The 26,538-nt window shown below is 49.8% G+C and carries 25 protein-coding genes; all 25 read left to right on the top strand.

What is annotated here, in order from left to right; genetic code table 11:
• Window positions 1-66: 66 nt before the first annotated feature.
• The 25 genes from FD25_RS05885 to FD25_RS05765 all read left to right on the top strand — a co-directional run bounded on the left by FD25_RS05885 (window position 67) and on the right by FD25_RS05765 (window position 26,453).
• Entirely contained in the window at window positions 67-915 is an 849-nt protein-coding gene (locus FD25_RS05885) for a DUF72 domain-containing protein (RefSeq protein WP_057802315.1), read from the top strand.
• A gap of 133 nt (window positions 916-1,048) precedes the next feature.
• The gene (gene metG / locus FD25_RS05880) at window positions 1,049-3,082 is read left to right on the top strand and encodes a methionine--tRNA ligase (protein ID WP_057802313.1); all 2,034 of its coding nucleotides are present in this window, start codon (window positions 1,049-1,051) and stop codon (window positions 3,080-3,082) included.
• Window positions 3,083-3,509: 427 nt separating this feature from the next.
• A complete protein-coding gene (locus FD25_RS05875; protein WP_057802311.1) occupies window positions 3,510-4,286 on the top strand; it encodes a TatD family hydrolase in 777 nt (258 codons plus the stop codon).
• Window positions 4,273-4,848: a ribonuclease M5 gene (gene rnmV, locus FD25_RS05870; protein WP_057802309.1), complete on the top strand. Its 576-nt coding sequence runs from the start codon at window positions 4,273-4,275 to the stop codon at window positions 4,846-4,848. Before FD25_RS05875 ends, rnmV begins: the two co-directional genes overlap by 14 nt.
• Complete coding sequence (gene rsmA, locus FD25_RS05865; RefSeq protein WP_057802307.1) at window positions 4,841-5,731, top strand: 16S rRNA (adenine(1518)-N(6)/adenine(1519)-N(6))-dimethyltransferase RsmA; 891 nt, start codon at window positions 4,841-4,843, stop codon at window positions 5,729-5,731. Before rnmV ends, rsmA begins: the two co-directional genes overlap by 8 nt.
• A 98-nt stretch (window positions 5,732-5,829) precedes the next feature.
• Window positions 5,830-6,066, top strand: a complete 237-nt coding sequence (locus FD25_RS05860) for a Veg family protein (RefSeq protein ID WP_057731357.1) — start codon at window positions 5,830-5,832, stop codon at window positions 6,064-6,066.
• A 113-nt stretch (window positions 6,067-6,179) separates the two neighbouring features.
• Entirely contained in the window at window positions 6,180-7,034 is an 855-nt protein-coding gene (gene ispE, locus FD25_RS05855; protein WP_057802305.1) for a 4-(cytidine 5'-diphospho)-2-C-methyl-D-erythritol kinase, read from the top strand.
• A 215-nt stretch (window positions 7,035-7,249) separates the two neighbouring features.
• Entirely contained in the window at window positions 7,250-7,948 is a 699-nt protein-coding gene (locus tag FD25_RS05850) for a GntR family transcriptional regulator (RefSeq protein WP_057802303.1), read from the top strand.
• 106 nt (window positions 7,949-8,054) lie between these two features.
• A complete protein-coding gene (locus FD25_RS05845) occupies window positions 8,055-8,684 on the top strand; it encodes a histidine kinase (protein ID WP_057802301.1) in 630 nt (209 codons plus the stop codon).
• Complete coding sequence (locus FD25_RS05840; RefSeq protein WP_057802299.1) at window positions 8,681-9,421, top strand: energy-coupling factor transporter transmembrane component T; 741 nt, start codon at window positions 8,681-8,683, stop codon at window positions 9,419-9,421. The genes FD25_RS05845 and FD25_RS05840 overlap by 4 nt, the downstream gene beginning before the upstream one ends.
• The gene (locus tag FD25_RS05835) at window positions 9,418-10,281 is read left to right on the top strand and encodes an energy-coupling factor ABC transporter ATP-binding protein (RefSeq protein ID WP_057802297.1); all 864 of its coding nucleotides are present in this window, start codon (window positions 9,418-9,420) and stop codon (window positions 10,279-10,281) included. The genes FD25_RS05840 and FD25_RS05835 overlap by 4 nt, the downstream gene beginning before the upstream one ends.
• A gap of 6 nt (window positions 10,282-10,287) precedes the next feature.
• Window positions 10,288-11,091, top strand: coding sequence for an energy-coupling factor ABC transporter ATP-binding protein (locus FD25_RS05830; RefSeq protein WP_057802295.1), 804 nt, complete (start codon window positions 10,288-10,290; stop codon window positions 11,089-11,091).
• Window positions 11,092-11,112: 21 nt separating this feature from the next.
• Complete coding sequence (locus tag FD25_RS05825) at window positions 11,113-12,048, top strand: nucleoside hydrolase (protein WP_057802293.1); 936 nt, start codon at window positions 11,113-11,115, stop codon at window positions 12,046-12,048.
• A gap of 152 nt (window positions 12,049-12,200) precedes the next feature.
• Window positions 12,201-13,145 carry an alpha/beta hydrolase gene (locus tag FD25_RS05820; protein ID WP_057802290.1) on the top strand — a complete coding sequence of 315 codons (945 nt, stop codon included), beginning with the start codon at window positions 12,201-12,203 and terminating at the stop codon, window positions 13,143-13,145.
• A gap of 83 nt (window positions 13,146-13,228) precedes the next feature.
• Window positions 13,229-14,140 carry a metal ABC transporter solute-binding protein, Zn/Mn family gene (locus tag FD25_RS05815; protein ID WP_307725070.1) on the top strand — a complete coding sequence of 304 codons (912 nt, stop codon included), beginning with the start codon at window positions 13,229-13,231 and terminating at the stop codon, window positions 14,138-14,140.
• Between the two features lie 38 nt (window positions 14,141-14,178).
• Complete coding sequence (locus FD25_RS05810) at window positions 14,179-14,844, top strand: metal ABC transporter ATP-binding protein (protein ID WP_057802432.1); 666 nt, start codon at window positions 14,179-14,181, stop codon at window positions 14,842-14,844.
• Window positions 14,837-15,640, top strand: coding sequence for a metal ABC transporter permease (locus tag FD25_RS05805; protein WP_057802288.1), 804 nt, complete (start codon window positions 14,837-14,839; stop codon window positions 15,638-15,640). Before FD25_RS05810 ends, FD25_RS05805 begins: the two co-directional genes overlap by 8 nt.
• A 200-nt stretch (window positions 15,641-15,840) precedes the next feature.
• The gene (locus FD25_RS05800) at window positions 15,841-17,604 is read left to right on the top strand and encodes a thiamine pyrophosphate-binding protein (RefSeq protein ID WP_057802286.1); all 1,764 of its coding nucleotides are present in this window, start codon (window positions 15,841-15,843) and stop codon (window positions 17,602-17,604) included.
• Between the two features lie 656 nt (window positions 17,605-18,260).
• The gene (gene purR / locus FD25_RS05795) at window positions 18,261-19,100 is read left to right on the top strand and encodes a pur operon repressor (RefSeq protein WP_083484103.1); all 840 of its coding nucleotides are present in this window, start codon (window positions 18,261-18,263) and stop codon (window positions 19,098-19,100) included.
• A 12-nt stretch (window positions 19,101-19,112) separates the two neighbouring features.
• On the top strand, window positions 19,113-20,492 hold the full coding sequence (gene glmU / locus FD25_RS05790) for a bifunctional UDP-N-acetylglucosamine diphosphorylase/glucosamine-1-phosphate N-acetyltransferase GlmU (protein WP_057802284.1): 1,380 nt from the start codon (window positions 19,113-19,115) through the stop codon (window positions 20,490-20,492).
• An 84-nt stretch (window positions 20,493-20,576) separates the two neighbouring features.
• Window positions 20,577-21,557 (top strand): ribose-phosphate diphosphokinase, encoded by a 981-nt coding sequence (locus FD25_RS05785; protein WP_057802281.1) that lies wholly within the window; start codon window positions 20,577-20,579, stop codon window positions 21,555-21,557.
• A gap of 262 nt (window positions 21,558-21,819) precedes the next feature.
• On the top strand, window positions 21,820-22,173 hold the full coding sequence (locus tag FD25_RS05780) for a DUF3899 domain-containing protein (RefSeq protein ID WP_057802279.1): 354 nt from the start codon (window positions 21,820-21,822) through the stop codon (window positions 22,171-22,173).
• Window positions 22,174-22,368: 195 nt separating this feature from the next.
• Window positions 22,369-22,722: a hypothetical protein gene (locus FD25_RS05775; protein ID WP_057802275.1), complete on the top strand. Its 354-nt coding sequence runs from the start codon at window positions 22,369-22,371 to the stop codon at window positions 22,720-22,722.
• A 105-nt stretch (window positions 22,723-22,827) separates the two neighbouring features.
• Window positions 22,828-23,556, top strand: a complete 729-nt coding sequence (locus tag FD25_RS05770) for a GntR family transcriptional regulator (protein ID WP_057802273.1) — start codon at window positions 22,828-22,830, stop codon at window positions 23,554-23,556.
• A gap of 437 nt (window positions 23,557-23,993) precedes the next feature.
• Complete coding sequence (locus tag FD25_RS05765) at window positions 23,994-26,453, top strand: phosphoketolase family protein (protein ID WP_057802270.1); 2,460 nt, start codon at window positions 23,994-23,996, stop codon at window positions 26,451-26,453.
• The last annotated feature ends 85 nt before the right edge of the window (window positions 26,454-26,538 follow it).

Raw genomic sequence — 26,538 nt, 5'->3', positions numbered from 1 at the left:
GACGGGTTTTAGTCAGGATCTAGTTTGGAGGAAAAATCTAGGAAACCTACGATTGGAGGGCGAACAATGATTAGTATCGGTTTAACGACCTGGACGGAACATCCCGCCTTGATTGGGGGGGAAGACCGGCCGGTGACCCTCACCGAATATGCAGGAAACTTGCCCTTGGTCGAACTGGACACCCCGTTTTACGGGATTCCCCGGACCAGCACGGTCGCTAATTGGCAGGCCACGGTTCCGGACGGCTTTCAATTTATCTTGAAGGCTAACCAGGTCATGACCACGCACGGCCAGCGTCAACACCCGGTGACCGCCGAAGAAGTGCAAACTACCTTTGCACACTACCGCGAGATGGTGGCGCCGCTGGTCGCCAAGCAGAAATTACAGACAATTCTGTTGCAGTTTCCGCCGTACTTTAACCGTACGACGGCCAATATCGAGTACCTGCGACAGGTCCGCCTAGCGTTAGGCAATTTGCCACTGGCCGTGGAATTTCGTAGTCCCAGCTGGTTTGCCACGCCGGGATTGACCACCGACGTGATGGCGTATTTGCAATCACTTAAACTGACGAACGTGGTGACCGACGAACCCCATAACTTAAATGATGGGATTCCGTTGGTGGCTACGGTGACCACGCCGGAGCTAGCAGTGGTGCGGCTACACGGGCGTAACGCGCAGGGCTGGTTCAACCAGGGCGCTAATTGGCGCAAGACGCGGACGTTGTATAAGTACAGCGAAGACGAATTGCAGTCGATTGCGACGCTGGTCCGGCAGTTGGCCATGCAGGCCCAAAATGTCAGTGTGATTTTTAACAACAACTCTGGCAGAGACGCCGCGCCGAACGCGTTACGGCTGAAGGAAATTTTACACTTACACTGGACCAATTTGGCCCCACAGCAATTGGACCTGTTTTAAGGTCATCCCGTTAAGAAATCCCCGGCCCCAGCTATGGCTTGACCGGGGATTATGCTATACTAAATGAGAATTTAAGCGAAATCTAACCCGAATTTTTACGGAAATAGGTTGCAGTAAAGGAAGGCTTTATTTTATGGCAGAAACCAAACCCACTTTTTACATCACCACGCCGATTTATTACCCATCCGGCCGGTTACACATTGGGAACTCCTACACCACGATTGCCTGTGATACGGTCGCTCGTTACAAGCGTAGCGACGGTTACGACGTCTTTTTCCTGACGGGGACCGACGAACATGGTCTGAAAATTGAAGACAAGGCCCAATCGCAAGGCAAGACGCCCCAAGAATACGTCGACGGGATGGCTGCGCAAATCAAGCAGCTCTGGAAGACGTTGGAGATCTCTAACGATAAGTTTATCCGGACTACCGACGCCGAACACGTGGCCGCCGTGCAGGAAATTTTCGAACGCCTGTTAAAGCAGGGCGACATTTACCTGGGCGAATACGAAGGCTGGTACTCCGAAGACGACGAAGAATACTTTACCGAAACCCAACTGGCCGAAGTCTACCACGACGACAACGGCAAGGTGATCGGCGGGAAGGCCCCGTCCGGTCACGAAGTTTCGCTGGTCAAGGAACAATCCTACTTCTTCAAGATGAGTAAGTACGCCGACTGGTTGTTAGACTTTTACCACCAGAACCCGCACTTCATCCAACCGGAATCCCGGATGACCGAAATGGTCAACAACTTCATCAAGCCGGGTCTGGAAGATCTCGCCGTTTCCCGGACCACCTTTAGTTGGGGCGTGCCGGTCAAGAGTAACCCCAAGCACGTGGTTTACGTGTGGATCGACGCGTTGCTCAACTATATCACCGCGTTAGGCTACACCAGTGACGACGAAAGCTTGTTCAAGAAGTTCTGGCCGGCCGACGTCCAAATGGTCGGCAAAGAAATCGTGCGGTTCCACTCCATCTACTGGCCAATCGTCCTGCACGCCTTAGGCATCAAGCCGCCCAAGGAACTTTTCGCGCACGGCTGGTTATTGATGAAGGACAGCAAGATGAGCAAGTCCACCGGGAACGTGATCTACCCCGAAACGCTGGTCGACCGGTACGGCCTCGATGCCGTGCGGTACTACCTGATGCGCGCGATGCCTTACGGTAACGACGGGAACTTCACGCCGGAAGACTTCGTGAACCGGTTGAACTACGACTTAGCCAACGACCTGGGGAACCTGTTGAACCGGACCGTGGCCATGATCAACAAGTACGAAGACGGTAAGCTACCTGAATTTAAGGCGGGCGTGACCGAATTTGATGCGGACTTAGAACAAACGGCCGCCGACGTCATCAAGACGTATCATGAATTAATGGATCAGATGCACTTTGCCGACGCCCTAGCCGAAATCTGGAAGTTAGTGGCCCGGACCAACAAGTACATCGACGAGACGGAACCTTGGAAGTTAGCCAAGGATGATGCCGCAGCGGCTCAATTAGCCGCCGTCATGGCCCATTTGGCCGCTAGTTTACGGGTCATCGCTACGTTGATCAGTCCGGTCATGACCCACGCGCCGAAGGAAATCTTCGCACAATTGGGCTTAGACCCGGCCACGTTAGCTTTGGAAAACTTGCAACTGGCTGACTTACCAGCCGGCAAGCAGGTCGTGGCTAAGGGGACGCCGATCTTCCCTCGCTTAGACGCTGAAGAAGAAGTCGACTTTATCCAAGGCCAAATGACCAAGTCGGAAAAGACCAAGGGCCGGGCCGCCATGGCCGCTAAGGCGAAACAGCAGGAACAGGCAACCGGTGGCGACACTGAGCTGACCTTAAACAAGCCGGAAATCCGCTTCGATAAGTTCGAAAAGATCGAACTACGGGTTGCGGAAATCAAGGCGGTCGACCACGTCGAAGGGGCCGATAAGCTTCTGAAGTTCCAGTTAGACGCGGGGGACCAGGGCTTACGGCAGATTTTGTCCGGAATCGCGCAATGGTATCCGGAACCACAATCGTTAGTGGGCAAGAAGGTCATCATCGTGGCCAACTTGAAACCGCGGAAGATGCGCGGGCAGGTTAGCCAGGGGATGTTGCTGTCGGCCGAACACGACGGCAAGGTTCAACTGGCAATCGTGCCGCAAAACTTAGTCAACGGGTCATCAGTCGAATAACGTCAAGCAAACGCGGGCGGCGAATCGAAAGACGCCGGCCCGCGTTTTTTGAGTGTTAGATAGGGTTGTTCGCCCTCCGGCGCTCAAGGTGAACATTTGGACCGCCTGCGGGCACGATTTGAAGCCCCGCAAAAACCGCGGGTCTTCAAACTCGGCCTTATCCTAAGCCGACAAGAAACGTCGACTAAGGATAATTTCGCTGGCTGAGCCCCTGCTCGCCTCCAGGCTGTACACTGGTAGATTCAATCGATAATTGATGTGATGGCGGTAGGGCTACCTTACTGAGTTCCGCTAGATTAATTAGTAAGGCAGTGACTGTCGCGACGAATATAATGTTTTTTGCTATGTGTTCATGTCATAACGTTTCCACGACTTTGGTAAGGCTATGCCAGCGTTTCACGAACATTTCATGCAAAGGAGAGTATCCATGCAAATCTATGATTCACATACCCATTTAAACAGTGAAGAATTTATCACCGACGTGCCCAAGTACCTCAAGCGCGCCGCCGAGTTGGGCGTCACCAAGATGACCATCGTCGGGTCCAACACCCAACTCAACACCGACGCCATCAAGTTAGCCCACCAGTATCCCGAATTGGTGGCCGCGGTGGGCTGGCACCCCGAAGACTCTAAGAACTACACGCCGGAAAAAGAGGCCGAACTGGAAATCCAGTTGGCCGATGACCGCGTGCGCGCCCTTGGTGAAATCGGGTTGGACTATCATTGGGATACCTCACCCCAGGACACCCAACGTAAGGTCTTTGCCCGCCAGATTGCGATTGCTAAGGAAGTCGGCAAACCCATCGTGGTCCATAACCGTGACGCCTTCGACGACACCTACCGCATCATTAAGGAAGCCGGGATTCAAGACATTGGTGGGGTGATGCACAGCTTTAACGGTGATCCCGAATGGTTGAAGAAGTTCCTGGACCTGGGGATGCACATCTCCTATTCCGGGGTGGCGAGCTTCAAGAACGCCCACGAGGTGCACGATTCCGTCCGGGCCACACCACTCGACGTGATGATGGTCGAGACCGACGCGCCGTACCTGACCCCGGAACCGCACCGGGGTGAACAGAACGAGCCGGGCTTTACCCGTTACACGGTCGAGGCCATCGCCAAGGAACGCGACACCACGCCGGACGAGATTGCGGCGGCCACTTACCACAACGCAGAGGAGTTTTACCACATTGAAGAAGTTTAAAGAAGTGCTGGTGGTCGAAGGTAAGGACGATACCAAAGCCATCAACCGGGCGGTTAACGCCGACACCATCGAAACCCGGGGGTCCGCGATCGACGAGGACACGCTGGCCTTGATTGAAAAGTTGGCGGACCAGCGCGGCGTCATCATTTTTACCGACCCGGACTTTTCCGGTGAGAAGATTCGCAAGATCGTCGCCGAAGCCGTGCCTAACGCCAAACATGCCTTCCTGCCGAAAAAGGAAGGCCGACCGGATAAGGCGGGCGGTTCACTGGGCGTGGAACACGCCACACCAGATGCCATTCGGGCGGCGCTGAATCACGTGTACACCGAAACCGACGCCGCTCCGGAACTGATCACCCATGCCGATTTGATGGCGGCGGGCTTGATCGGGGGCGCGGGGGCCAAGCGCCGGCGTGAACAATTGGGTGAACTGTTACAGATTGGCTACGTCAACGGCAAGCAGCTGGAAAAACGGTTACGGATGTTTGGTATCCAACCGGCGACCTTTGCGCAAGCCATCAGGCAGATGAACGCAACATCGAAGGAGGAATTCCATGAATAACGACGTGCCAGAAATTGGCTCCCCGGCCCGGACAAAGGCCATCCTGAACCGCTACCGGTTGGTGGCTAAGAAGAGTCTAGGGCAGAACTTCTTGTCGGACCTGAATATTTTACGAAATATCGTCAGTGCGGCCGACGTGACGGCCGACGATAACGTGATCGAAATCGGCCCCGGGATTGGGGCGTTGACCGAACAGTTGGCGCGCAAAGCCCGCCGTGTTGTGGCCTTTGAAATCGACGAAAACCTATTGCCGGTCCTCGACGATACCTTGATGCCTTACGATAACGTGAAAATCATCAATCAAGATATTCTAAAGGCCAACCTGCCCGAGGTCATCGAAAATGAATTTGAAGCGGGTCACCCCATTAAGCTGGTGGCGAACTTACCGTATTACATCACGACGCCGATTCTGATGGGGGTCCTACAAAGTAACGTGACCTTCGACCAAATTGTGGTGATGATGCAGGCCGAGGTGGCCGACCGGCTAGTGGCGGTCCCCGGAACCAAGGCCTACGGATCGTTATCCGTGGTCATGCAGTACCGGGCCCACGTCGAGGTGGCCTTTAACGTGCCCCGGACCGCGTTTATCCCGCAACCCAACGTGGATTCGGCGATTATTCGCTTAACGCCGCGTGAGGCCTTACCCGTCGAACCGTACAGCGATCAGGCGTTATACGGGTTCGTAAAGGGGTGTTTCGCGCACCGCCGGAAGTCGTTGTGGAACAACCTGCAGGGGATTTTTGGGAAGCAGCCGGAGGTCCGGGAACGAATCGAAACCGTCCTGGATAAGGTCGACATTTCCCGGCAACTGCGGCCGGAACGCTTAACGTTGCTGAATTTTATTGAATTAGTGAATGCTTTTCACGCTGAAGGCTTAATGTAACCCTTACCATTGGCTAATTCTTGCGCTTGCGGACCGGTTGTGGTATAATTTGCATTTCTTGTGAAACTATGGTATCATGTTTCACAGAGGTGAAGTGCATGCCAACAAGTTTAGCGAACATTAAGAACAAACTGGATGGGCGTATTGGCGAAAAATTGATGGTCATCGCTCAAGCCGGTCGAAAGAAAACAACCGAACGGCATGGAATTCTCCGAGAGACCTACCCGGCCGTTTTCGTGGTAGATCTTGACCAGAACGAAAATTCATTCGAGCGCGTTTCTTATAGCTATACCGATATTTTAACCAAAAACATCGAAGTCGACTTTGATGAATAATAATTGGGCCGGATAAGGCCTTTTTATTTTGCACTTTTCCATAGTATAATGGGCTTAATTACATTCAGAACAACGGTAGGGCGGTAAGCCTACCAGGGAATTCAGGTGAGCTCATGCAACTGATTGAAAAGGCACCGGCCAAGATAAACCTCGGGCTCGATACCCCATACCATCATCAGGATGGCATGGAGGAGTGGAACATGGTGATGACGTCGGTCGATCTGGCGGACTACGTCGAAATCCAGACGTTGACCCACCATAAACGAATCCGTGTGGCATCGGATAGCGGGTTTTTACCCAACGATCAGCGTAACTTGGCCTTTCAAGCGGCCCACTTGCTGCAAACCCAATTTCGGGTCAAGCAGGGGGTCAACATTCGGATTAAGAAAAATATTCCGGTCGCGGCCGGACTGGGCGGCGGGTCCTCCGACGCGGCCGCCGTTTTACGGGGGCTAAATCAGCTCTGGAACTTGGGATTGTCGTGGCAGGAACTGGCTAAGCTAGGCCTGCAGATCGATTCGGACGTGCCGTACTGCGTGTACGGCCGGACGGCCCACGTGCGCGGTCGTGGCGAACGGATTACGCCGTTATCAAAATTACCGGCGGCTTGGGTGGTCTTAGCCAAGCCCAAGGTGAGTGTGTCGACGCCCAGTATTTTGCAGCGGATTCGCTACGATGATTTGGAGCACCCGGACATTGATGCGTTGCTGCGGGGGATTCGCGAGCAGGATATCGACGCCATGTGTGCGGTGATGGGCAACGCCTTGGAGCCGCTAACGGCGAAACGACACCCCGAGATTACGCAGTTGAAACGCCAAATGATGAAGTTTGGCGCGGACGCGGCGCAGATGAGTGGGACCGGGCCCACAGTCTTTGGGTTGTGCAGCAAGCAATCTCGGGCCCAACGGGTGTTTAACGGGATGAAGGGATTCTGCCGTGAGGTGTACTTGGTGCGGCCGTTACCATAAGAGGTAATCTAAAAAAGAAAACTTGTTAATTCCAATAAGAATTAGCAAGTTTTTCTTTTTTTGTCAAAAAGTAAGCGATAACAATTTAATAAAAACAAATAATCATGCGAAAATAGTTCGGATTTGATACAAATTATAAAATTTAGTAGAATGAAAATATAGCTAGTTTGAGGATTCAAAAATACATAAAAGTATTTAAAAATGAGGCGATAGGAATGTATAAATACGAAAAAGTTGTTCGAAATATTATTCGTGATATTGATCTAGAAATATTACGCCCTGAAAGCAATCTACCAACAGATGAACAATTAATGAAACGTTACACAGTTAGTCGGGTAACTGCTCGTAAGGCGGTTCAGGAATTGATTGATCAGGGATATGTTGTAAAAGACTCTGGGAAACGTCTTATTGGTCAACAACACAATACGCAAGCTAAATCATTGGATTATTTTCAGAACTTAATGCCTATTGTGTTAACGTCTGAGATTACTAATGTGATTACGGAAATTGACGTTCAACAGGCTAATCCCTTTAGCGAAAAGGTATTTGGCCGAAATGTTGGTGCTTATTTTGTTGCTAATTTATGGTATCAAACAGCAAATACTATTGTGGCTAATGAGCAAAGCTTAATTCCAGCAGAAGTTGTTTCGCAAGCAGGAATAGATATGTATGATAAAAAAACAGTTCAGCAGCTGATTGAAACGAAAGTGTATCGACTAGGCTATAATGCGGCGGTGACAATTGATACGTTAACTCCGAAATCACATGATTTTAAACATGTGATTCAGGGGAATTCTCAAGATGTTTTTTATAAGCTTACGGAAAATATCTATAACAAGGAGCAAAATGTCATTATATATAATGAATATTACCTATCCACGAAGAATGCCTATCTAAAATTACATACACGCTAGTTTGAAAAAGTAAGACAATTCTGTCTTATTGACGGCTATTCAAGACCAGTGTACCTTGGTGATGATGAATCCGGAATCATCGACGAGAAAACTGGAGGGTTGGCTTATGCGTAAACGGAAAATCGGTATTAGATACGATTTTAATTTACTAGCTTTGCTGTTAATTCCGATTGGTGTGTCATTGAGTGTAGTAGGGTATCAATTGTCAACCGTTTTGAAATTGCCGATTTTTATTGATCTTATTGGAACAGTAATGGTGTCGATGATTGCAGGGCCATGGGTGGGAGCTGCTACAGGGATTCTAGGTAATTTGGTAAATGGGATGTTAAACCCAATTTCAATTCCCTTTGCATTTGTTTCATTGTGTACGGCGTTAGCAACTGGCTACTTATCCCGTTGGAAGATGTATACCAATATTGTGGGAATTGTTATTGCCGGACTATTGGTTGACGTAGTATCAGCAACGTCATCGGCTGTTGTCTCTGTATTGCTTTTTGGCGGCGTGACTGGTACGGGAACAGATTTTATCACGGCTGCCTTTTTGGCCACGGGGCAGCAAATTTGGACATCGGTTATTTCGACGAATCTTATTTCAGGAACAATCAACACTATTATTAACATGGTATTAGCACTGCTGATTATTCATAATATTCCACCGCGGTTCTTAGTGAAATTAAATTATGGTTGGAACTATATTCCTAAGAAACTCAGACGTTTGGAGGAATCTCTATCATGACTCATTTTATTCCGCGGCTTTATCCAACAACAAAGGCATGGTTAGTATTAGGGATAATTTTATGTTCAATATTTATTCCTGGATATTGGTTTCAATATAGTATTTTCTTAGTAGCTTTAGTATTGGCAATGCTAAGCGGTGTTGCTAAAAGGTATACCAGTCTATTTTTAAAATCGATATTTATTATCTCGTTGTTTATTTTCATCATTCAAACCTTTCTAGTTTATCATGACCACATTATTGGGTCGTGGTACATCTTTAAAGTATCAAGTACCGGCTTACAGGCTAGCTTAACGATGACATCTAAAATTGTCGCGATTGGAGCTATTCTGATTTGGTTTTTCCAAGTAACACAAGTTAAAGATATCGCGGCTGCAATGCAAAACGCGGGTTGGAACAAAAAGTTGATTTTTGTCATGTTGTCAACGATGCAACTTATTCCACAAATGACATCTATGATGAACACGATTGCGGACGCACAACGCTCCCGAGGTGTTGAAACGGAGGGAAATCTAATAACGCGAATGAAATCTTTTGTTCCTATGTTAGGTCCAGTAGTATTAACTTCCATTGAACAAAATGAGGAGCGAGTGTTGACACTTGAATCACGAGCATTTTCCAATCGTCAGCGTCCCACTTTGATGGTACCGGTAAATAAAACTAAAGCTGATTATTTGTTGAGCTGGATAATCATTATAATTATGCTTGGAATCTTTTATTGGGGGGTCTTTAAATGAATCCGCTAATTGAATTAAACGATGTGTTATATCGGTATCCGCTAACTCGTAAGTCGGCATTAAGACATATTCAATTTAAAGTGACTAGCGGAATGGTTATGGGAATTATTGGCGTTAATGGATCAGGTAAAACAACATTATGTAACGTTATTCGATCATTTATTCCAAATTTTTATCAGGGAGACTTACAAGGAACGGTTACGCTTAAGGGAAAACCACTTAACCAATACTCAGAAACAGAATTGAGTCAGTTAGTTGGTTATATTTTTCAAAATCCATTCACACAAATTTCTGGAGTTAAGGATACAGTGGCTGAAGAGATCGGTTATGGGTTAGAGAATTTAGGTGTGTCATCTAAGAAAATTCAAAAACGAGTTGCTAAGATGATTGATTTATTAAATTTATCAGATATTAAAGATAAAAATCCATTTGATTTATCTGGAGGACAGAAACAAATGGTTGCAATTGCAGCTATTCTAGCTATTAATCCTGAAATATTCATTTTTGATGAACCAACTTCGCAATTAGATCCGGCAGGGACAACTAAAATTTTTAAAATTATACAGCAACTTAAATCTCAGGGGAAAACGGTTATCTTAGTTGAACATAAGCTGGACTTGATGATGCAGTATATCGACCAGTTATTGGTTCTCGATGAGCAAGGGCAACAGATTGCGTGGGGAAAGCCGGAAGAAATACTAGCATCGTTTACGGAGAATCAGACGATAGCACTTCCAACGGCTACTCGTGTCTATCAACGAATGGCAGCACAACATTTGATACCGATAGCGACGAATAAGGTCCCTGTAACTCAGGATGAAATTGTCCAGACTATTCAAAATTTCCAGGAGACGAGGTGAACGTTAATGACAATGGTAGAATTAAAAAATGTTTCGTTTAGTTATGATGGCCAGAAACAAATCGTTCATGATATTAATTTGGCGTTTACTGCTGGAACGGCAACGGCTATCATTGGACAAAATGGTGCTGGTAAAACAACAACGGTTAAGATGATGAATCATCTTCTGGTCCCAACGCAGGGGCAAATATTGGTGAATGGAGAAGATATCCATGATCGGACCACTGCGCAAGTTGCACACCATGTTGGATATGCCTTTCAAAACCCCGATGATCAAATTTTTAATAATAGTATTCAAAAAGAAATAGAGTTTGGACCAAAACGTGATAATTTACCACAGGATCAACTTCAAAAACGGGTTCAAGTAGCCGCAAAAATGACAGGACTATCTGAACATTTGGATGAACATCCGTATAATTTCCCGTACTCATTACGAAAATTTATTACGATTGCGTCTATTTTAGCAATGAATCCGGAGACTTATATATTTGATGAACCAACGGCTGGGCAGGACCATTTAAGTCGCCAGCGATTGAGTAAAATAATTACTCAGCTTGTAGCCCAGCAGAAATGCGTTATTGTCATTACTCATGACATGAATTTTGTTGCTGAGAACTTTAATCGAGTCATTGTATTATCTGAACATCAAGTGTTAGCAGATGACACACCACAAGCAATCTTCTCACAGCCGAAGCTCATGACCCGTGCTAACATTGAGCCACCAGAAGCTTTATCAATTGCACGAAGAGTTCATATGGCAACACGTCCACTAACGGTGACAACGTTGGTTGATGCATTGAAGTCTAAGTAAGAGGAAAGGCGGTTTTCCGTCATGAAAAATATTTTGTTTGATTGTGATCCAGGGCATGATGATGCCTTAGCATTGTTTGAAGCAATAGCACACCCCAATGAGTTGAATATTCTGGGGGTAACAACTGTAGGGGGAAATCAAACCCTTGAAAATGTCACTAAAAATGCTAAACACATCTTATCAGCTACCCATTCTAATATTGAACTAGCGAGTGGACAAAGTCAGCCCCTAGTAAAAGAGTTTTATCCGGCGACCAACGCACATGGCGATTCTGGTATGGACGGGCCTAAGTTCAGTTCTCAAGATGATACCTATCCGTTAAGTAGTCAGAATGCAGTAACGTTTTTGCATAAAAAAATTCAACTATCTTCAGAATTAGTTACTATTGTGGCAACGGGGCCATTGACTAATATTGCGTTACTATTAAAGACGTTTCCGGAAGTGAAGGATTCTATTGAAAAGATTGTTATTATGGGGGGCGGCTTAGACCACGGTAATATGACGAAAGCGGCCGAATTTAATATCTGGACGGATCCCGAGGCAGCTAAGATTGTTTTTACTTCTGGAGTTGAAATGGTGATGGCGGGGCTTGATGTTACAGAGCGAGCATATGTGACCTATGACGAAATTCAAACGTTTAAGGAACAAGGGAAAATTAGTGATATTGTGTATGAATTGTTGAGCTTTTATTATGAATCTGGGAAACAATTCGGATTTAAGAATAGCCCAATTCATGATTTGTGCACGATTACCTATTTGTTATTCCCAGAAGCGTTTTCTGGTGAAACTTATTCGGTGGATGTTGTGACGGACGATTCTGAAGCGCGTGGTATGACGATTGCTGATAAACGACTTTTACCGGAGAATAAGAATTCAACTTACGTTTTATTAGATGTTGATCGGAAGAAATATCGAGATATACTTATGGATTCAATTCAAAGATTAGATAATCGGTAATTCAATCTTTAGACAACGATTCGCAGACGCGTCAACTGACGGCCTGAGGGTCGTTTTTTTCTACGAAAATTTTCCGGGGTAACCCTTGGCAACCCTGCCGAATTTCGGGTATGGTAGGAAGTAATCAATCATATTAAAAGGAGTGTTCGGTGATGGCGAAAAAGTGGTTAGGAATTACGGCGGCGTTAGCGGCAACGAGCTTAGTTAGTCTGGTGGGAAGTACCCTGGCGGTTTATCAGCTGGGGATGAAATCCTTTAGTCGGAGTAAGCAGAAGTCCAAACAACGGTCGATCGCGGAGAATACGGCGGCAGACAACGCCTGGTACCTTCAGCAACCCCTCCAAGAATGGACCCAGACCAGTCAGGACGGCCTGACACTACGGGCGACTTTTATTCCCGCCGACCATCCCAGCAAGCGTGTCGCTATTCTGGCCCACGGCTTGGGGCATTCCCGCGAACAGATGATTCCCTACGCACAGGTCTTTCACGCCTGGGGTTACCACGTGTTAATGCCCGATGCGCGGGCCCACGGCGATAGCGACGGCACCACCATCGGGTACGGCTGGTTGGACCGGCACGACTATCAGGGCTGGATCAGTCAGGTGATTGACCGTCAGGGGACCGACGTGCAAATCGTGTTAATGGGGATTTCGATGGGGGCCGCCACGGTATTGGCCACGGCGGGCGAAGACCTGCCGGCCAACGTGAAAGCCGTGGTGGCCGACTCCGGGTACGCCTCGGTCCTGTCCGAGGGGCGGTACCGGCTATGGCACAAGTATCACGTGCCCGCTACGCCAACCATGACGTTGGCTAACCAGTATTCCCGCTTAGACGCGGGTTATCGGTTACAGGACGGGGACATCGCCGAGCAACTGCGGCACACCACCTTACCGATTCTCTTCATTCAAGGAGCGGCCGATCAGACCGTACCAATCGAAAATCTGAATATTTTGTATCAAGCGGCGGCCGGGCCCAAGCAGCGGTACCGTCATCCGAGCGCCGGGCACATCGCGACCCGGGCGGCCGATCCAACTAAATATGATCAGACCGTGGCGGCCTTTCTCGCCCCTTACGTGGTGCCGACCACCGAAAAGTGATTGACAAGCTTTCATTTTTCGGTAAACTGGTAAATGGTAATAGTTATCATTTACAAATTCGTAGACAGAAAGCAGGGAAGTTTGTGCGACGTTTTGGATGGCTGACGGGCCTAATTTTAATGATCGTTTTAGGTTTGGGCCTTAGTGGTTGCCAGACCAAAACCACGACCCCGGCAAAACAAACGGGGATTCACGTGGTGGCCTCATTGAACTTCTATGGTGAAGCGGCGCAGAAGATTCTGGGGAATCACGGCACGGTCACTACGGTGATCAACAGTCCTAGCGTTGACCCGGAAAGTTTCGAGCCCGACATTGCCACGGCCAAAAAGGTCGCCCAAGCCAACGTCGTGATTCAAAACGGTTTGGGTTACGATAGCTGGATGCAACGGTTGGTGACCGCTAATGGGCATAGCGACATTCAAGTGCTCAATCTGGGAAACCTGGTGGGCCGCAAGATGGGCGCGAACCCCCATTTGTGGAGCGACCCGCAGTTGATGACCCGAATGACTCGTCAGCTGGTCCGACAGTTTAGTCGCCTGGACCCGCAACACGCTACGGCGTTTCAACGGCGCGGGGCGGCCTATGAACAACAGTTGCGGGCGTTACCCCGACTAGCACGGCAAATCAAACGCCACGCCAACAATCAGCAGGTGGCCGTCAGTGAACCCGTCTTTAACCTCGCGTTAAGTGCGATGGGGTATCGGGTCAGCGACGGGCACTTTGCCCAGGCTATCGAGGAGGACAGCGATCCCACGCCGGCCGACATTACCCAGCTGGCGGCACAGATTCGGCACCACAGGATTGCGTTTTTCGTGGAGAATACCCAAAATTCCAGTAAGAACGTAACCACCATGGTTAACCTCGCGCACAAGTACCACGTGCCGGTGGTTAAGGTGACCGAAACCAAGCCGGTCAACCAGAGTTATCTAACCTGGATGACCAGCCAGTACCGGCAAGTTCTACGGATTCAACAGGAAGCGAGGAGTCAGTCGTGACGGCGAAAACACCCATTTTACAACTTAAACATCTGGGGATGACCTTTCCGGGCCACCCCGTTTTTAACGATTTAAACCTCACCGTTAACCGGGGGGAGTTCTGGAGTATCGTCGGTGAAAATGGGGTGGGGAAGACCACCCTGATGCGGACGATTTTACACCAGCTGCGGCCCACGACCGGGAAGGTGAACTACCTGCCCAGTACCAACGCCGTGCGGATCGGTTACGTGCCTCAATTTCGTAACATCGATTCGGAATACCCCTTAACTATCCGGGACTTCGTTGGGTTGAACTTAACCGGTTGGAAATTACCGTGGTTGAGTCGTGACGAGCGGCAACGGGTCGAGGCCATATTAAAGCAGACCGGTCTGACCAAACTAGCCAGTCGGCCAATTGGTCAGGCGTCCGGGGGCGAAAAGCAGAAAGCATACTTAGCCCAGGCGTTGGTCGAACGGCCCAATTTATTAATTCTGGACGAATCCACGGCCAGCCTGGACCCGGTCACTAAGACCGAATTACTGGATCTGGTTCAACAGATCAACCAGACGTTAGACTTGACCGTCCTGTTTGTGACGCACGACATCCCACTGGCTCGACGCTACACGCGGCAATTCTTAATGCTCACGCCGCAAGGGACCGAACAGGGACCCATCGACCAGTTGACTGACCAGAAGGTTTGGCGGGGGGAGGCCGAGCATGTTTAGTTACGAATTTATGCGCAACGCGTTTGCGGCCGGCACGATTATCGCCATTATCTGTGGCATCATGGGGGTCTTCGTGATTGCCCGGAACATGTCGTTTCTGACCCACACGTTATCGGAAATTGGGTTCTCGGGCGCGGCCTTTGGTATCTTTGCCGGGTGGACGCCCCTTAGCGGTATGTTGCTGTTTACGGTGGTGAGTTCGGTGATCGTGGGTCAGTTGAGTGTCCGGGCCGAACGGCGAGAGGCCGCGACCAGTGCTATCTCGGCACTGTTCATCGGTCTTGGAATCTTGTTCTTATCGCTAGCCAACACCAACGCCAGCTACGCCACCAACATCCTGTTCGGAAGTGTTATTGGCATCAGCCGGAGCGACGTGAACCAGATGCTGGTGTTGTCGATTCTGGTCCTCATCGTGGTACTGGTGATTTACCGGTTCCTGAAGTTCGATTCGTTCGACCATACCGGGGCCCTGGTCAAAGGGTTATGGACCAACACGCTTTCCGTGACTTTTCTAGTGCTCTTGGCGTTAAGCGTCAGTGTGGCGGCGCAAATCGTGGGGTCGTTACTAATCTTCATCCTGTTGACCCTACCGGCGGCCACGGCCAAATATTTTGCCCATTCCGTCGGACGGATGATGGGCCTAGCCATTCTGTTAGCCCTGGTCGGAGTTTGGGGCGGGCTGATGCTCAGCTACCTGACCAATTATCCGGTCTCGTTTTTCATCGCAGCCATTGAAGCGGTCTTCTACTTCATCGCCTTGGGCTGGCAACATACCCAAACGGCGGCTAAAAGTTAATCGGTTCCAAGCGCTCAGTGACGCGGCTTAACGCCGGTCGCTGGGCGTTTTTGAGTTGTGAAGTCGTTAACTTACAAAAAGTAAGCAAAACTGCTGGTAATTGTGGGGCAAAACCACTATGATGACCTTGTAAACTTAATTCGGTGCCCAACCAGTTTTGTTTGGCGCGTGGCGCTATTTCGGTAAGGAGTGCGATTAACATGACGAAGATGATTGCAGGACAAGCATTGGTCAAGGTGTTAGCAGCTTGGGGTGTGGACCACGTTTACGGGATTCCCGGTGGCTCCATTAACCATACCGTCGAAGGTCTGTATCTGGAACAAGATCAGGTTAAGTATATTCAGGTGCGTCACGAAGAGGTCGGGGCGTTAGCCGCTGCGGCCGATGCCAAGTACACCGGCAAGGTCGGTGTGTCCTTTGGGTCCGCGGGGCCCGGCGCCACACACCTGTTCAACGGGTTATACGATGCCAAAATGGACCACGTGCCCGTCTTAGCACTGGTGGGTCAAGTCCCACAGCCAACCATGAATACCAACTACTTCCAAGAAATGGACGAAACGCCAATGTTTAGCGACGTCGCCGTGTATAACCGCACGGTCACCACGGCTGAACAGTTACCCTACGTGGTCAACCAAGCGATTCGCGAAGCCTACCGCCAAAAAGGTCCGGCCGTCGTAATCATTCCCGAAGACCTTTCGGCCAAGGAAATCGATTACGAACCGGTCAAGACACCCAACGTGGTGGTTGATTCCTTCAAGCAAGTGATCGACCCTAAGGCCGTTGACGAAACGTTAAAACTCTTGAAGGCCGCCAAGCACCCGTTGGTCTACGCGGGACGGGGCTTACTGAACGCCCGTGACGAGTTAGTCAAATTCAGTGAACAATTCAATTTACCGGTCTTAAATACCGTCCCAGCCACCGGGGTCATTCCGACCGATCATCCCAACGCCATCGGAACGTTTGGGCGGTTGGGGTCCAAGTCCGGGTTTGAAGCCTTACAACACACCGACTTAATCCTCTTTCTGGGGTCCGAGTTCCCGTTTGCCCAGTTCTGGCCGAAGAACATCAAGATCGTCCAAGTGAACGACAATTCCTTTGATATCGGGAAGATGGTGCCGGTCGACGTCGCCGTGCTTAGTGACGCCAAGCAATTCTTACAGGCCATGATCGCCACCGGAGAGACCTTACCGGCCACGGATTGGCTGACGGCTAACCGGCAAAACAAACAAAACTGGAACACTTACCTGGCCCAACTGGCTCAAGACGACAGTGCGGGCCTGGCTCCCGAAACTGTGATGCGTAAGGTGGCGTCGATGGTCGGTCCCAAGGATATTTACGGGGTCGACACCGGAAACGTGTCCGAATGGGCCGTACGGGGACTACCTATGAACCAGCACCAACGGTTCGCTTTATCCGGCCTTTTCGCGACGATGGGTTACGGGTTACCGGCTGGACTGGCCGGGGCGTTGAACGCCGACAAGGGCGCCCAGGCTTGGTCATTCTCCGGTGACGGGGGCTTTGCCATGGTTGCGCCAGACCTGATTACCGAAGCCCGTTACCAGTTGCCGGTCATCAACGTGGTCTTTACGAACAACCGCTTTGGCTTCATTTATAATGAACAAGTGGCAACCGGTCAACACCTGTACGGGGTGGACTTGACGGAAGCCGACTGGGCCAAGGTCGCCGAAGGTCTTGGCGGGATCGGCTTTACGGTCACCAACAAGGTCGACGTCGAAAACGTCTTTAACAAGATTAAGGACTTGCAGGCTAACGGCAACACCAAGCCAATCGTGGTCAACGCCATCATCAAGGATGACGATCCTATCGAAACGGCCTTCATGCCACTGGATCCGAAGCTTTACGGTCAAGATGCCGTGGACGCTTACGCCAAGAAGAACCACATTGATTTGACGCAACAACCCGCGTTAGGGGAACTTCTGCGGGCCAAGGGTGATAATCTGTAGGCTTAGTTTAGATACACGTCGTTTTAGTTGGAATAGGCTAGGTCGCCTCCAAGTTGTACACTGGTGGTTTGAACTAAAAAATGGTTAAGCGGCAAAGACGTTATACATCATTTAAACTTTAAACTGATCCTCACGCTGATTTTGGACAACGTGGGGGTCAGTTTTTTTAGTTAGGACCGGGTTTACGCTAATTTACTGGTTGGAACGACTATGTTAGGGTTATCGACTTTAAGAACAGGCCGAGTTGCCATTAAGACTAGTGTGAGCTGGAGGGGCAGTCAGAAATGGGCTCAGGGGTGAAATTTATCTTGGTCGGTGTTTTTTACCGGCCTAGATAAAGGTCGGTCTTCAAGACTCGGTTTGGGAGGCTTGAAGCCGTGCCCACCCCGTTCCAGCCCATTTCTGACTGGTCCGGAAGCGCTGAAAACGATGACCTGGGGACTTCGGGTAGCGTCTGTATATAAAATATTTCATATTTAAGCAAAGCGCTACCATTTGCGCCAATAAACGGGGAATGGTGTTCGGGCTTAACTGAAAGTTGCACTAAGTTCTCCCACAAAGTTGGATTTCTCACGGAAATGTCACGAAAAACCCGAACATTTATGCTAAAATGAAGCATACAATTAGTCCTAAAGAAAACAATTGAGGTGAATAGGTTGAAAGTCAGAAGAAGTGACCGGTTGGTCGATATGACCCGCTACTTATTGGAACGCCCGCATCAACTGGTTTCCCTGACGTTTTTTGCGTCGCGTTATGAGTCAGCGAAGTCTTCTATCAGTGAAGATTTAACCATTTTAAAGCGGACCTTCCAGACGCGTGGCACGGGATTACTGGAAACGGTGCCCGGTGCCGCTGGTGGGGCCCGGTTCATTCCCTATATTTTACGGGAAGAAGCCGAACAGTTCGTGGGCGACATGATTGATGAGTTGTCCGCTGCGGACCGTTACTTACCCGGGGGTTACGTTTATATGTCCGACATCTTAGGTCGGCCAGCCGCTCTTCGGCAAATTGGGCGGATTCTCGCCACTCAATACCTGAATCAAACCGTGGACGTGGTGGTCACGGTCGCCACTAAGGGGATTCCGTTAGCCCAAAGCGTGGCCAACTACCTGAACGTCCCGTTCGTGATTGTGCGGCATGATTCGCAAATTACGGAAGGCTCCACGGTCAGTGTCAACTACGTTTCTGGGTCGACCAAGCGTATCGAACGCATGGCGCTCTCCAAGCGCAGTGTGAAGCCCGGATCGCGCGTGTTAATCGTCGACGACTACATGAAGGGCGGCGGCACGGTTGGGGGACTACGGTCCTTGGTCGATGAGTTCGACTCCCAACTGGCCGGGGTTGCCGTGTTTGCGGGAGGTGACTTTGACGGTCAACGACCAGTGTCGAAGTACACGTCGTTGGTTAAGGTTCAAGCACAAGATGATGAAATTCGCGTCACGCCGGGGAACTACCTCACGCAGATCTTTGGCGAAGAAAATAATCCACAAAAATAGGAGATAGTAGACATGAGTACGAGAAATACAATCATTCTGGCAGCCGGCAAGGGGACCCGGATGAAGTCGAAGTTGTATAAGGTCTTGCATCGCGTTTGCGGGAAAGCCATGGTCGATCACGTGCTGACCCAAGTGGAGAAGACGCATATGGACCAGGTCGTCACGGTGGTCGGTTACGGTGCCGACGAGGTTAAAGCCACGTTAGGTGACCGGACCCAGTACGTCTTACAGGCCAAGCAATTGGGCACGGGCCACGCGGTTTTACAAACCGAACCCATCTTAAAGGACGAACAGGGCACGACGTTAATCGTTAGTGGGGATACGCCGTTATTCCGAGCCCAAACGTTTGAAGATTTATTTGCCTACCACGAAGCTAAGCACGCTGCGGCCACGATTCTGACGTCCAAGGCGCCAGACCCAACCGGTTACGGGCGAATCGTCCGCAACAACATCGGCATCGTTGAAAAGATTGTGGAACAAAAGGACGCCAACTCTGAGGAACAAGAAATTCACGAAATCAACACCGGAGTTTACGTGTTTGATAACCAAAAGCTCTTCAAGGCGTTGCACGAAATCTCTAACGACAACGCTCAGGGGGAATATTACCTGACCGACGTGATCGAAATCTTGAAGCAACAGGGGGACATCGTCGGCGCCTACCGGATGAGTAATTTTGACGAATCCATGGGGGTTAACGACCGCGTGGCTTTGGCCGCTGCGACCAAGATCATGCGCGAACGGATCAACAAGCAACACATGCAAGACGGTGTGACGTTGATCGATCCAGAAACCACCTACATTGATGCCGGCGTGAAGATCGGGGCCGACACGATCATCGAACCCGGAGTCTTGTTGAAGGGAAAGACGGTCATTGGCGATGATTGCTATATTGGGGCGCACTCCGAACTGCGCAACGCCACTTTAGCGGACCACGTGACGGTTACGTCCTCCTTATTGGAAGACTCCGACATGGCCAGTGGGTCAAATATCGGCCCGAACAGCCATTTACGCCCAGAATCCCACATCGGCCCTAAGGTTCACCTGGGGAACTTTGTGGAAGTCAAGAAGGCGACAATTGGTGAAGGCACCAAGGTGGGTCATCTGACTTACGTGGGGAACGCCAAATTAGGTAAGCATATCAACGTGGGTTGCGGCGTGGTCTTCGTTAACTACGATGGTAAGAATAAGCACGAAACGGTCGTGGGTGACGATGCCTTCATCGGGTCAAACTCGAACCTGGTTGCCCCATTAGACGTGGCCGACCACAGTTTCATCGCGGCGGGTTCGACGATTACCGACGCCGTGAACCAGTACGACATGGCGATTGCTCGGCAACGACAAACGAACAAACCGAACTATTATCAAAAACTTCCATACCGCGGCGAAGAATAACCGCGGAGATATTCTTGTGTTTTAGCACGGGATAATCTAAAATTATGGTAGTAATTCAGGCAGCTTTGGCTATTGGAGGAAATTATGGCTACGCAATATTTCGATCCTAAATTAAAGATTTTTGCGTTAAATTCGAACAAACCGTTGGCTCAAAAAATCGCTGACGAAGTGGGTGTCGAATTAGGAAAAACTTCTGTGGACCGGTTTAGTGATGGTGAAATTCGCATCAACATTGAACAAAGTGTCCGGGGATGTCACGTGTACGTGATTCAATCGACGTCGGCACCGGTAAATGACAACTTGATGGAACTGTTGATCATGATTGATGCCTTACGACGGGCCAGTGCGGCCACCATCAACGTGGTCATTCCGTACTACGGTTACGCGCGGCAAGACCGGAAAGCCCGGTCTCGCGAACCCATCACGGCCAAGTTGGTGGCGAACATGCTCCAAACGGCGGGGGTCACGCGGGTCTTAGCGTTAGACTTGCACGCGGCACAAATCCAAGGGTTCTTCGACGTCCCCGTGGACCACTTGATGGGTGCGCCATTATTGGCGGACTACTTCTTGCGTAATGGTTTAGCCGAGGACGCCGTCGTGGTTTCCCCCGATCATGGTGGGGTTACCCGGGCGCGGGCCTTGGCGGAATTCTTGAAGGCCCCAATTGCGATTATCGATAAGCGGCGGCCGCGGGCCAACGTGGCCGAAATCATGAACATCATTGGGGACGTTAAGGGCAAGCGCTGTATCATGATCGACGACATGATCGATACGGCCGGGACGATTACGTTAGGTTCAAAGGCCTTGATGGAGGCCGGCGCGCTGGAAGTGTACGCTAGTTGTACGCACCCGGTTCTGTCGGGTCCGGCGATCGAACGGATCAAGCAATCGCCAATCAAGAAGTTAGTGGTCACGGATTCCATCCAATTGACGGCAGACAAGCAAATTGAAAAGATCGAACAGATTTCGGTAGGACCGCTGATTGGGCAAGCTATTAAGCGAATCAACGAAAACCGGCCGGTCAGTCCGTTGTTCAAGAACCGTTTCCGCAGCCGCGAACAATAGTAGCAAAGAGTGCGTCCAGGGGCGGTCAGCGGGTGAGCATTAACGTCATTTCGGTGATTAGCCTGGGCTTGGCTAATTGCTGAAATGGGGTTAAGCGGAACCCGGTGCCCCTAGTAAGCACGTTTCGACTGTGTAACAGTAAAGACACCGTGTAGTAGCCCCAATCGCTGGGGTTACACAGCACCATTAATACAAAATTCAAATTAAAAAGAGTTTGGGGCGCGTTCCCAAGCTCTTTTTCTCAAAAAAGGAGGCGAGCGGCATGCAACAAAATTGGCAACGCTGGGGAACCGGCGTCATTGGCGCGAGTGTGCTGATCGGCCTAGTCGCCCATATTTTGGGGATGCAGTTGATGGTTATTGGTAATTTACTCTTTATGCTGGGGTTAGCCCTAGTGGTGGTTGGTGCCGTACTGGTCCTGGCACGGGGACACCTATTTACGGGGTGGCGGCACCGGCGTAAGAAGGGGCAGGACCCCTTGCCCGGTGAAAAAGTTGACGTGCACGACGTCGCCACGGTGAAAAATTCGCCGATTCGAGTCTCTCCCGGTGCCCGGTTCAGCTTTCTGACGGGTTTTGGGTTGATTATCGTTGGCATTGTTTTAACCTTGTTTTAGGTCAGGGTGGTCTGATGGGGCCGCCTTTTTGTTTGGTTGAGCGTTTTCTTAACCCCGACTTAACTTGTTCGTGATACACTCAGTTCAGAGTTGACATGAATCAACTGAGGGGACTGTTTAGCAGTTGAGCTGGTTTGGGAATCGTCGGGGGACGAAGTGACCGCAAACTGGCACGAGGAGTAGGAGGTCTAACGGATGAAAGTTAGCCAAATGGGGATCATCGGGCTTTTAATGGTCGGCGTCGGTCTGACCATGCCCACGGCCTCGGCGGATCATTATTCGGCCCGTCGCGCACATTCAGTTAAGGTGGTCTGGCGACAGAAGATGGGGCCACACCGGTATCACGTCACCCGAGATGCACGGTATTCCCGCCACTTTCGGGTCCGCTACGCCACGCATCGCCGGGCCCAACGCACCGTTTGGGTCACGGATGCGCACCAGAAGGTGACGGATCGCTATCGGCACACCACGGCCATTTATTATCACGTCAAAAGTCAGGATGGTCAGCATAGTGGCTGGATTTGGCGGGGGTATCTGCGGGGTGTTTAGTTGGCGGACAAGAAAAGGTTGGCCAATAAAAAGATGCTCCGGGACCCTAAACTCTGGTATACTATCGGGATGGAAATTGACGCAAAGCCCTGAGGAGAGTCACGAATGCCAGATTTAGTTTATCGAAACGTTATGCACGATATCAAAAAACGAATTCGCCGCGGGGAATTTACCACCAAGAAATTACCGGACGAGCGAAGTCTGAGCGAGAGTTACCAGGTGAGCCGGAGTACCATCAAACGCGCCATGGGCGTGCTGGTAGACCAAGGAATCATCTTCAAGAAGCGCGGCTCCGGGACGTTCATCAATCCGTTATACTTAAAGGATCAATCGGCCTTTCGTTACGAGGGGAAGAACCTGGGGATTACGGATAGTTTTCAGGTAGACGGTGAGCAACCGCAAAGCCGGCTACTCGATTACCGGGTGGTGCCGGCGAGTCCGGAAATTCAACAGGAACTATTTTTAAACGATGCGGAGTTTGTTTATCGCATCAAGCGCCTGCGGCTGTTTAACGACCAGCCCGTCATTATTGAGACGGGGTACATTCCCATCAAAATTTTGCCGGCCCTCACGCCCGCAGTGGTTCAACGGTCGATTTTTAACTACCTGCAGGAGACGCAGGACCAGTCCGTGACGAAATCTTTCCTGTCGATTCGGGCCCAACCATCGAGTCAAGAGGATCAGCAATTGTTAAACCTGACCGAGACCGAACCCGTTGGTGTGATGGAGGGAATCTTCTTCATGGATGACGGGACGCCGTTTGAGGTCTCAAACATGCACTTACACTATAAATACTTAAAGTATGGGACCTTCGTCGACCTAAACGAAGACTAACCAGTTAAGGACGCTCACGGGAGCGTCCTTTTTGGGTTGAAATGCCGGGATTACTTGCGTCATAAAGATAATTCTAAGCGCTTCCTTTTGGTTTAATCATTGAACTATGATATAAAGATACTGTAAACGGTTGGCGGCACCCCTTAACTAAAAAATAATCTGGGGAACGACCGCTAAATTGGGCGCCCAGTGACGCCAGAAAAGACGAATTAAATGGCCAGTAAGCGGCGCCGGACGGCCGTTTAACGCGACCGTCCGGGAAAGGACAAGTTTTGAATGGGGGCCACCATCATTTAAAATTGGACCGTATCAATTTGCAAAGTAGTTGACTTTTCTCAAAAATTCCGTATGATAAAAGAATGTAAATTAGAAGTTATGTGATTTACGGATAACATGACGACATTGATGTTAACTAGCAGACGAAGGAGTGTAAATTCATGGCAGTAGATTTCGATTCCAAGTCTTACTTGGAAAAAGTTGACGCCTGGTGGCGCGCAACGACTTATCTCTCCGGTGGGATGATTTTCCTCAAGAGCAACCCACTGTTCTCAGTTACTAACACACCAATCCAAAAGGATGACGTTAAGGTCAAGCCTATCGGACACTGGGGTACGATCTCAGGACAAACGTTCCTGTACGCGCACGCTAACCGTCTGATCAACAAGTACGGCTTGAACATGTTCTACATCGGTGGCCCAGGTCACGGTGGCCAAGTAATGGTAACTAACTCCTACTTGGACGGAACTTACACGGATGCCTTCCCAGAAATCACCCAAGACCTTGAAGGGATGTCCCGTTTGTACAAGCGGTTCTCCTTCCCAGGTGGTATTGGCTCTCACATGACTGCCCAAACCCCAGGTTCCCTTCACGAAGGTGGGGAATTAGGTTACTCCCTCTCCCACGCTACTGGTGCCGTTTTAGATAACCCAGACCAAATTGCCTTTACGGTTGTTGGTGATGGGGAAGTTGAAACTGGTCCAGCCATGACGGCGTGGAACTCCATCAAGTTCTTGAACCCTAAGAACGACGGTGCTGTTTTACCAATCCTTGACTTAAACGGCTTCAAGATTTCTAACCCAACTCTGTTCTCTCGGATGGACGACGAACATTTGACGAAGTTCTTCGAAGGGTTAGGCTGGTCACCTCGGTTCATCGAAAACGATGATATCCATGACTACATGACTTACCACGAAAAGGCTGCTGCAGTCTTTGACCAAGCCATTGCTGACATCAAGCAAATCCAAAAGGATGCGCGTGAAAACGGCAAGTACGAAGATGGCACGATTGCACCATGGCCAGTTGTTCTGGCTCGTTTGCCAAAGGGTTGGGGCGGTCCTACGCACAACCCAGCCGGCGAACCAATCGAAAACTCCTTCCGTGCGCACCAAGTTCCACTTGGCTTAGCACAAAACAAGTTGGATGAATTACCAGAATTCGAAGCTTGGATGAACTCATACAAGCCAGCTGAATTATTCAACACGGATGGGACTTTGAAGGCAGAAGTCGCTGACTTCGCTCCTAAGGGCGACAAGCGGATGGCTGCTAACCCATTAGCTAACGGTGGCCGTGCACGTGGCGAAAAGCCAGAATTATTAGACTTACCTGACTGGAAGTCTTACGCTAACGACATCAACGAAAGCAACCGTGGGACGAACTTACCAGACGGCAACCGGAACATGGATATGAACGTCTTATCAACGTTCTTCGCCGGTGTGGCTACCAAGAACCCATCTTCATTCCGGATCTTTGGCCCTGACGAAACCATGTCCAACCGTCTTTGGGAAATGTTCAAGATTACGAACCGTCAATGGGAAAGTAAGGTCAAGGAACCAAATGACCAATACGAAGCCCCAGAAGGTCGAATCTTGGATGCCCAATTATCCGAACACCAAGCTGAAGGTTGGTTAGAAGCCTACACGTTGACTGGTCGTCAAGGGGTCTTCACTTCTTACGAATCATTCTTGCGCGTTGTCGACTCCATGATCACTCAGCACTTCAAGTGGATCCGCCAAGCGGCTGCTGAAGACTGGCGCAATGATTACCCATCATTGAACCTGGTTTCCACTTCCACTGTATTCCAACAAGACCACAACGGTTACACCCACCAAGATCCAGGTATCTTAACTCACTTGGCTGAAAAGAAGTCTGACTTCGTTCGCCAATACCTGCCAGCCGATGGGAACAGCTTGTTAGCCGTCTTTGACCGCGCCTTCAAGGACCGTCAAAAGGTTAACCACATCGTTGCTTCCAAGCAACCTCGTCAACAATGGTTCTCCATTGATGAAGCTGAAGAATTGGCTACTGAAGGAATCAAGGTTATCGACTGGGCTTCTACGGTTGCCGAAGGCGAAGATGCTGATATCGTCTTTGCTTCTGCCGGTGTAGAACCAACCATCGAAACTTTGGCTGCTCTTCACTTGATCAACGATGCCTTCCCAGCCGTTAAGATGCGTTACGTGAACGTTGTTGAATTAGGCCGTCTGCAAAACAAGAACGGTCAATTGAACGCCGAACGTGCCTTGTCTGATGACAAGTTCAGCTCATTATTCGGTGAATCCGGGACGCCAGTTGTCTTTGGCTTCCACGGTTACGAAGACTTGATCGAATCCATGTTCTACGAACGTCAACACTTAGGCTTACACGTGCATGGTTACCGTGAAGATGGTGATATCACCACCGCTTACGACATGCGGGTCTACTCCGAACTTGACCGGTTCCACCAAGCTAAGGACGCCGTTAGCGTCTTAGTGAACAAGGGTGTGATTGACGAAGCTGCCGCTAAGGCCTTCGATGCTAAGATGGATGAAATCTTGGCTAAGCACTTTAAGGTTACCCGTGACGAAGGTCACGATATCGAAGAATTCACGAAGTGGCAATGGACGCCACTGAAGAAGTAATTCTTCTTTGACCTTTTAACTTAACTCAGAAAAGGAGTTCGGGACATAACTCGAGTTCTATAGAAAAACAGGAAGGAAATTCTCG

It is taken from the genome of Levilactobacillus acidifarinae DSM 19394 = JCM 15949, assembly GCF_001434835.1.
Lineage (GTDB): Bacteria > Bacillota > Bacilli > Lactobacillales > Lactobacillaceae > Levilactobacillus > Levilactobacillus acidifarinae.
The sequence above is the reverse complement of the archived record's forward strand: the minus strand, read 5'-3'. Positions and strand labels throughout refer to the sequence as shown.

Coding starts and splice junctions, on each gene's coding strand:
- FD25_RS05875 (WP_057802311.1), top strand. CDS start 3,510: ATGCAAATCTATGATTCACATACCCATTTAAACAGTGAAGAATTTATC.
- FD25_RS05825 (WP_057802293.1), top strand. CDS start 11,113: ATGAAAAATATTTTGTTTGATTGTGATCCAGGGCATGATGATGCCTTA.
- FD25_RS05850 (WP_057802303.1), top strand. CDS start 7,250: ATGTATAAATACGAAAAAGTTGTTCGAAATATTATTCGTGATATTGAT.
- FD25_RS05860 (WP_057731357.1), top strand. CDS start 5,830: ATGCCAACAAGTTTAGCGAACATTAAGAACAAACTGGATGGGCGTATT.
- FD25_RS05800 (WP_057802286.1), top strand. CDS start 15,841: ATGACGAAGATGATTGCAGGACAAGCATTGGTCAAGGTGTTAGCAGCT.
- FD25_RS05840 (WP_057802299.1), top strand. CDS start 8,681: ATGACTCATTTTATTCCGCGGCTTTATCCAACAACAAAGGCATGGTTA.
- FD25_RS05765 (WP_057802270.1), top strand. CDS start 23,994: ATGGCAGTAGATTTCGATTCCAAGTCTTACTTGGAAAAAGTTGACGCC.
- FD25_RS05770 (WP_057802273.1), top strand. CDS start 22,828: ATGCCAGATTTAGTTTATCGAAACGTTATGCACGATATCAAAAAACGA.
- FD25_RS05810 (WP_057802432.1), top strand. CDS start 14,179: ATGACCTTTCCGGGCCACCCCGTTTTTAACGATTTAAACCTCACCGTT.
- FD25_RS05830 (WP_057802295.1), top strand. CDS start 10,288: ATGACAATGGTAGAATTAAAAAATGTTTCGTTTAGTTATGATGGCCAG.
- FD25_RS05845 (WP_057802301.1), top strand. CDS start 8,055: ATGCGTAAACGGAAAATCGGTATTAGATACGATTTTAATTTACTAGCT.
- FD25_RS05775 (WP_057802275.1), top strand. CDS start 22,369: ATGAAAGTTAGCCAAATGGGGATCATCGGGCTTTTAATGGTCGGCGTC.
- FD25_RS05785 (WP_057802281.1), top strand. CDS start 20,577: ATGGCTACGCAATATTTCGATCCTAAATTAAAGATTTTTGCGTTAAAT.
- FD25_RS05835 (WP_057802297.1), top strand. CDS start 9,418: ATGAATCCGCTAATTGAATTAAACGATGTGTTATATCGGTATCCGCTA.
- FD25_RS05805 (WP_057802288.1), top strand. CDS start 14,837: ATGTTTAGTTACGAATTTATGCGCAACGCGTTTGCGGCCGGCACGATT.
- FD25_RS05820 (WP_057802290.1), top strand. CDS start 12,201: ATGGCGAAAAAGTGGTTAGGAATTACGGCGGCGTTAGCGGCAACGAGC.
- ispE (WP_057802305.1), top strand. CDS start 6,180: ATGCAACTGATTGAAAAGGCACCGGCCAAGATAAACCTCGGGCTCGAT.
- glmU (WP_057802284.1), top strand. CDS start 19,113: ATGAGTACGAGAAATACAATCATTCTGGCAGCCGGCAAGGGGACCCGG.
- FD25_RS05780 (WP_057802279.1), top strand. CDS start 21,820: ATGCAACAAAATTGGCAACGCTGGGGAACCGGCGTCATTGGCGCGAGT.
- metG (WP_057802313.1), top strand. CDS start 1,049: ATGGCAGAAACCAAACCCACTTTTTACATCACCACGCCGATTTATTAC.
- FD25_RS05885 (WP_057802315.1), top strand. CDS start 67: ATGATTAGTATCGGTTTAACGACCTGGACGGAACATCCCGCCTTGATT.
- rsmA (WP_057802307.1), top strand. CDS start 4,841: ATGAATAACGACGTGCCAGAAATTGGCTCCCCGGCCCGGACAAAGGCC.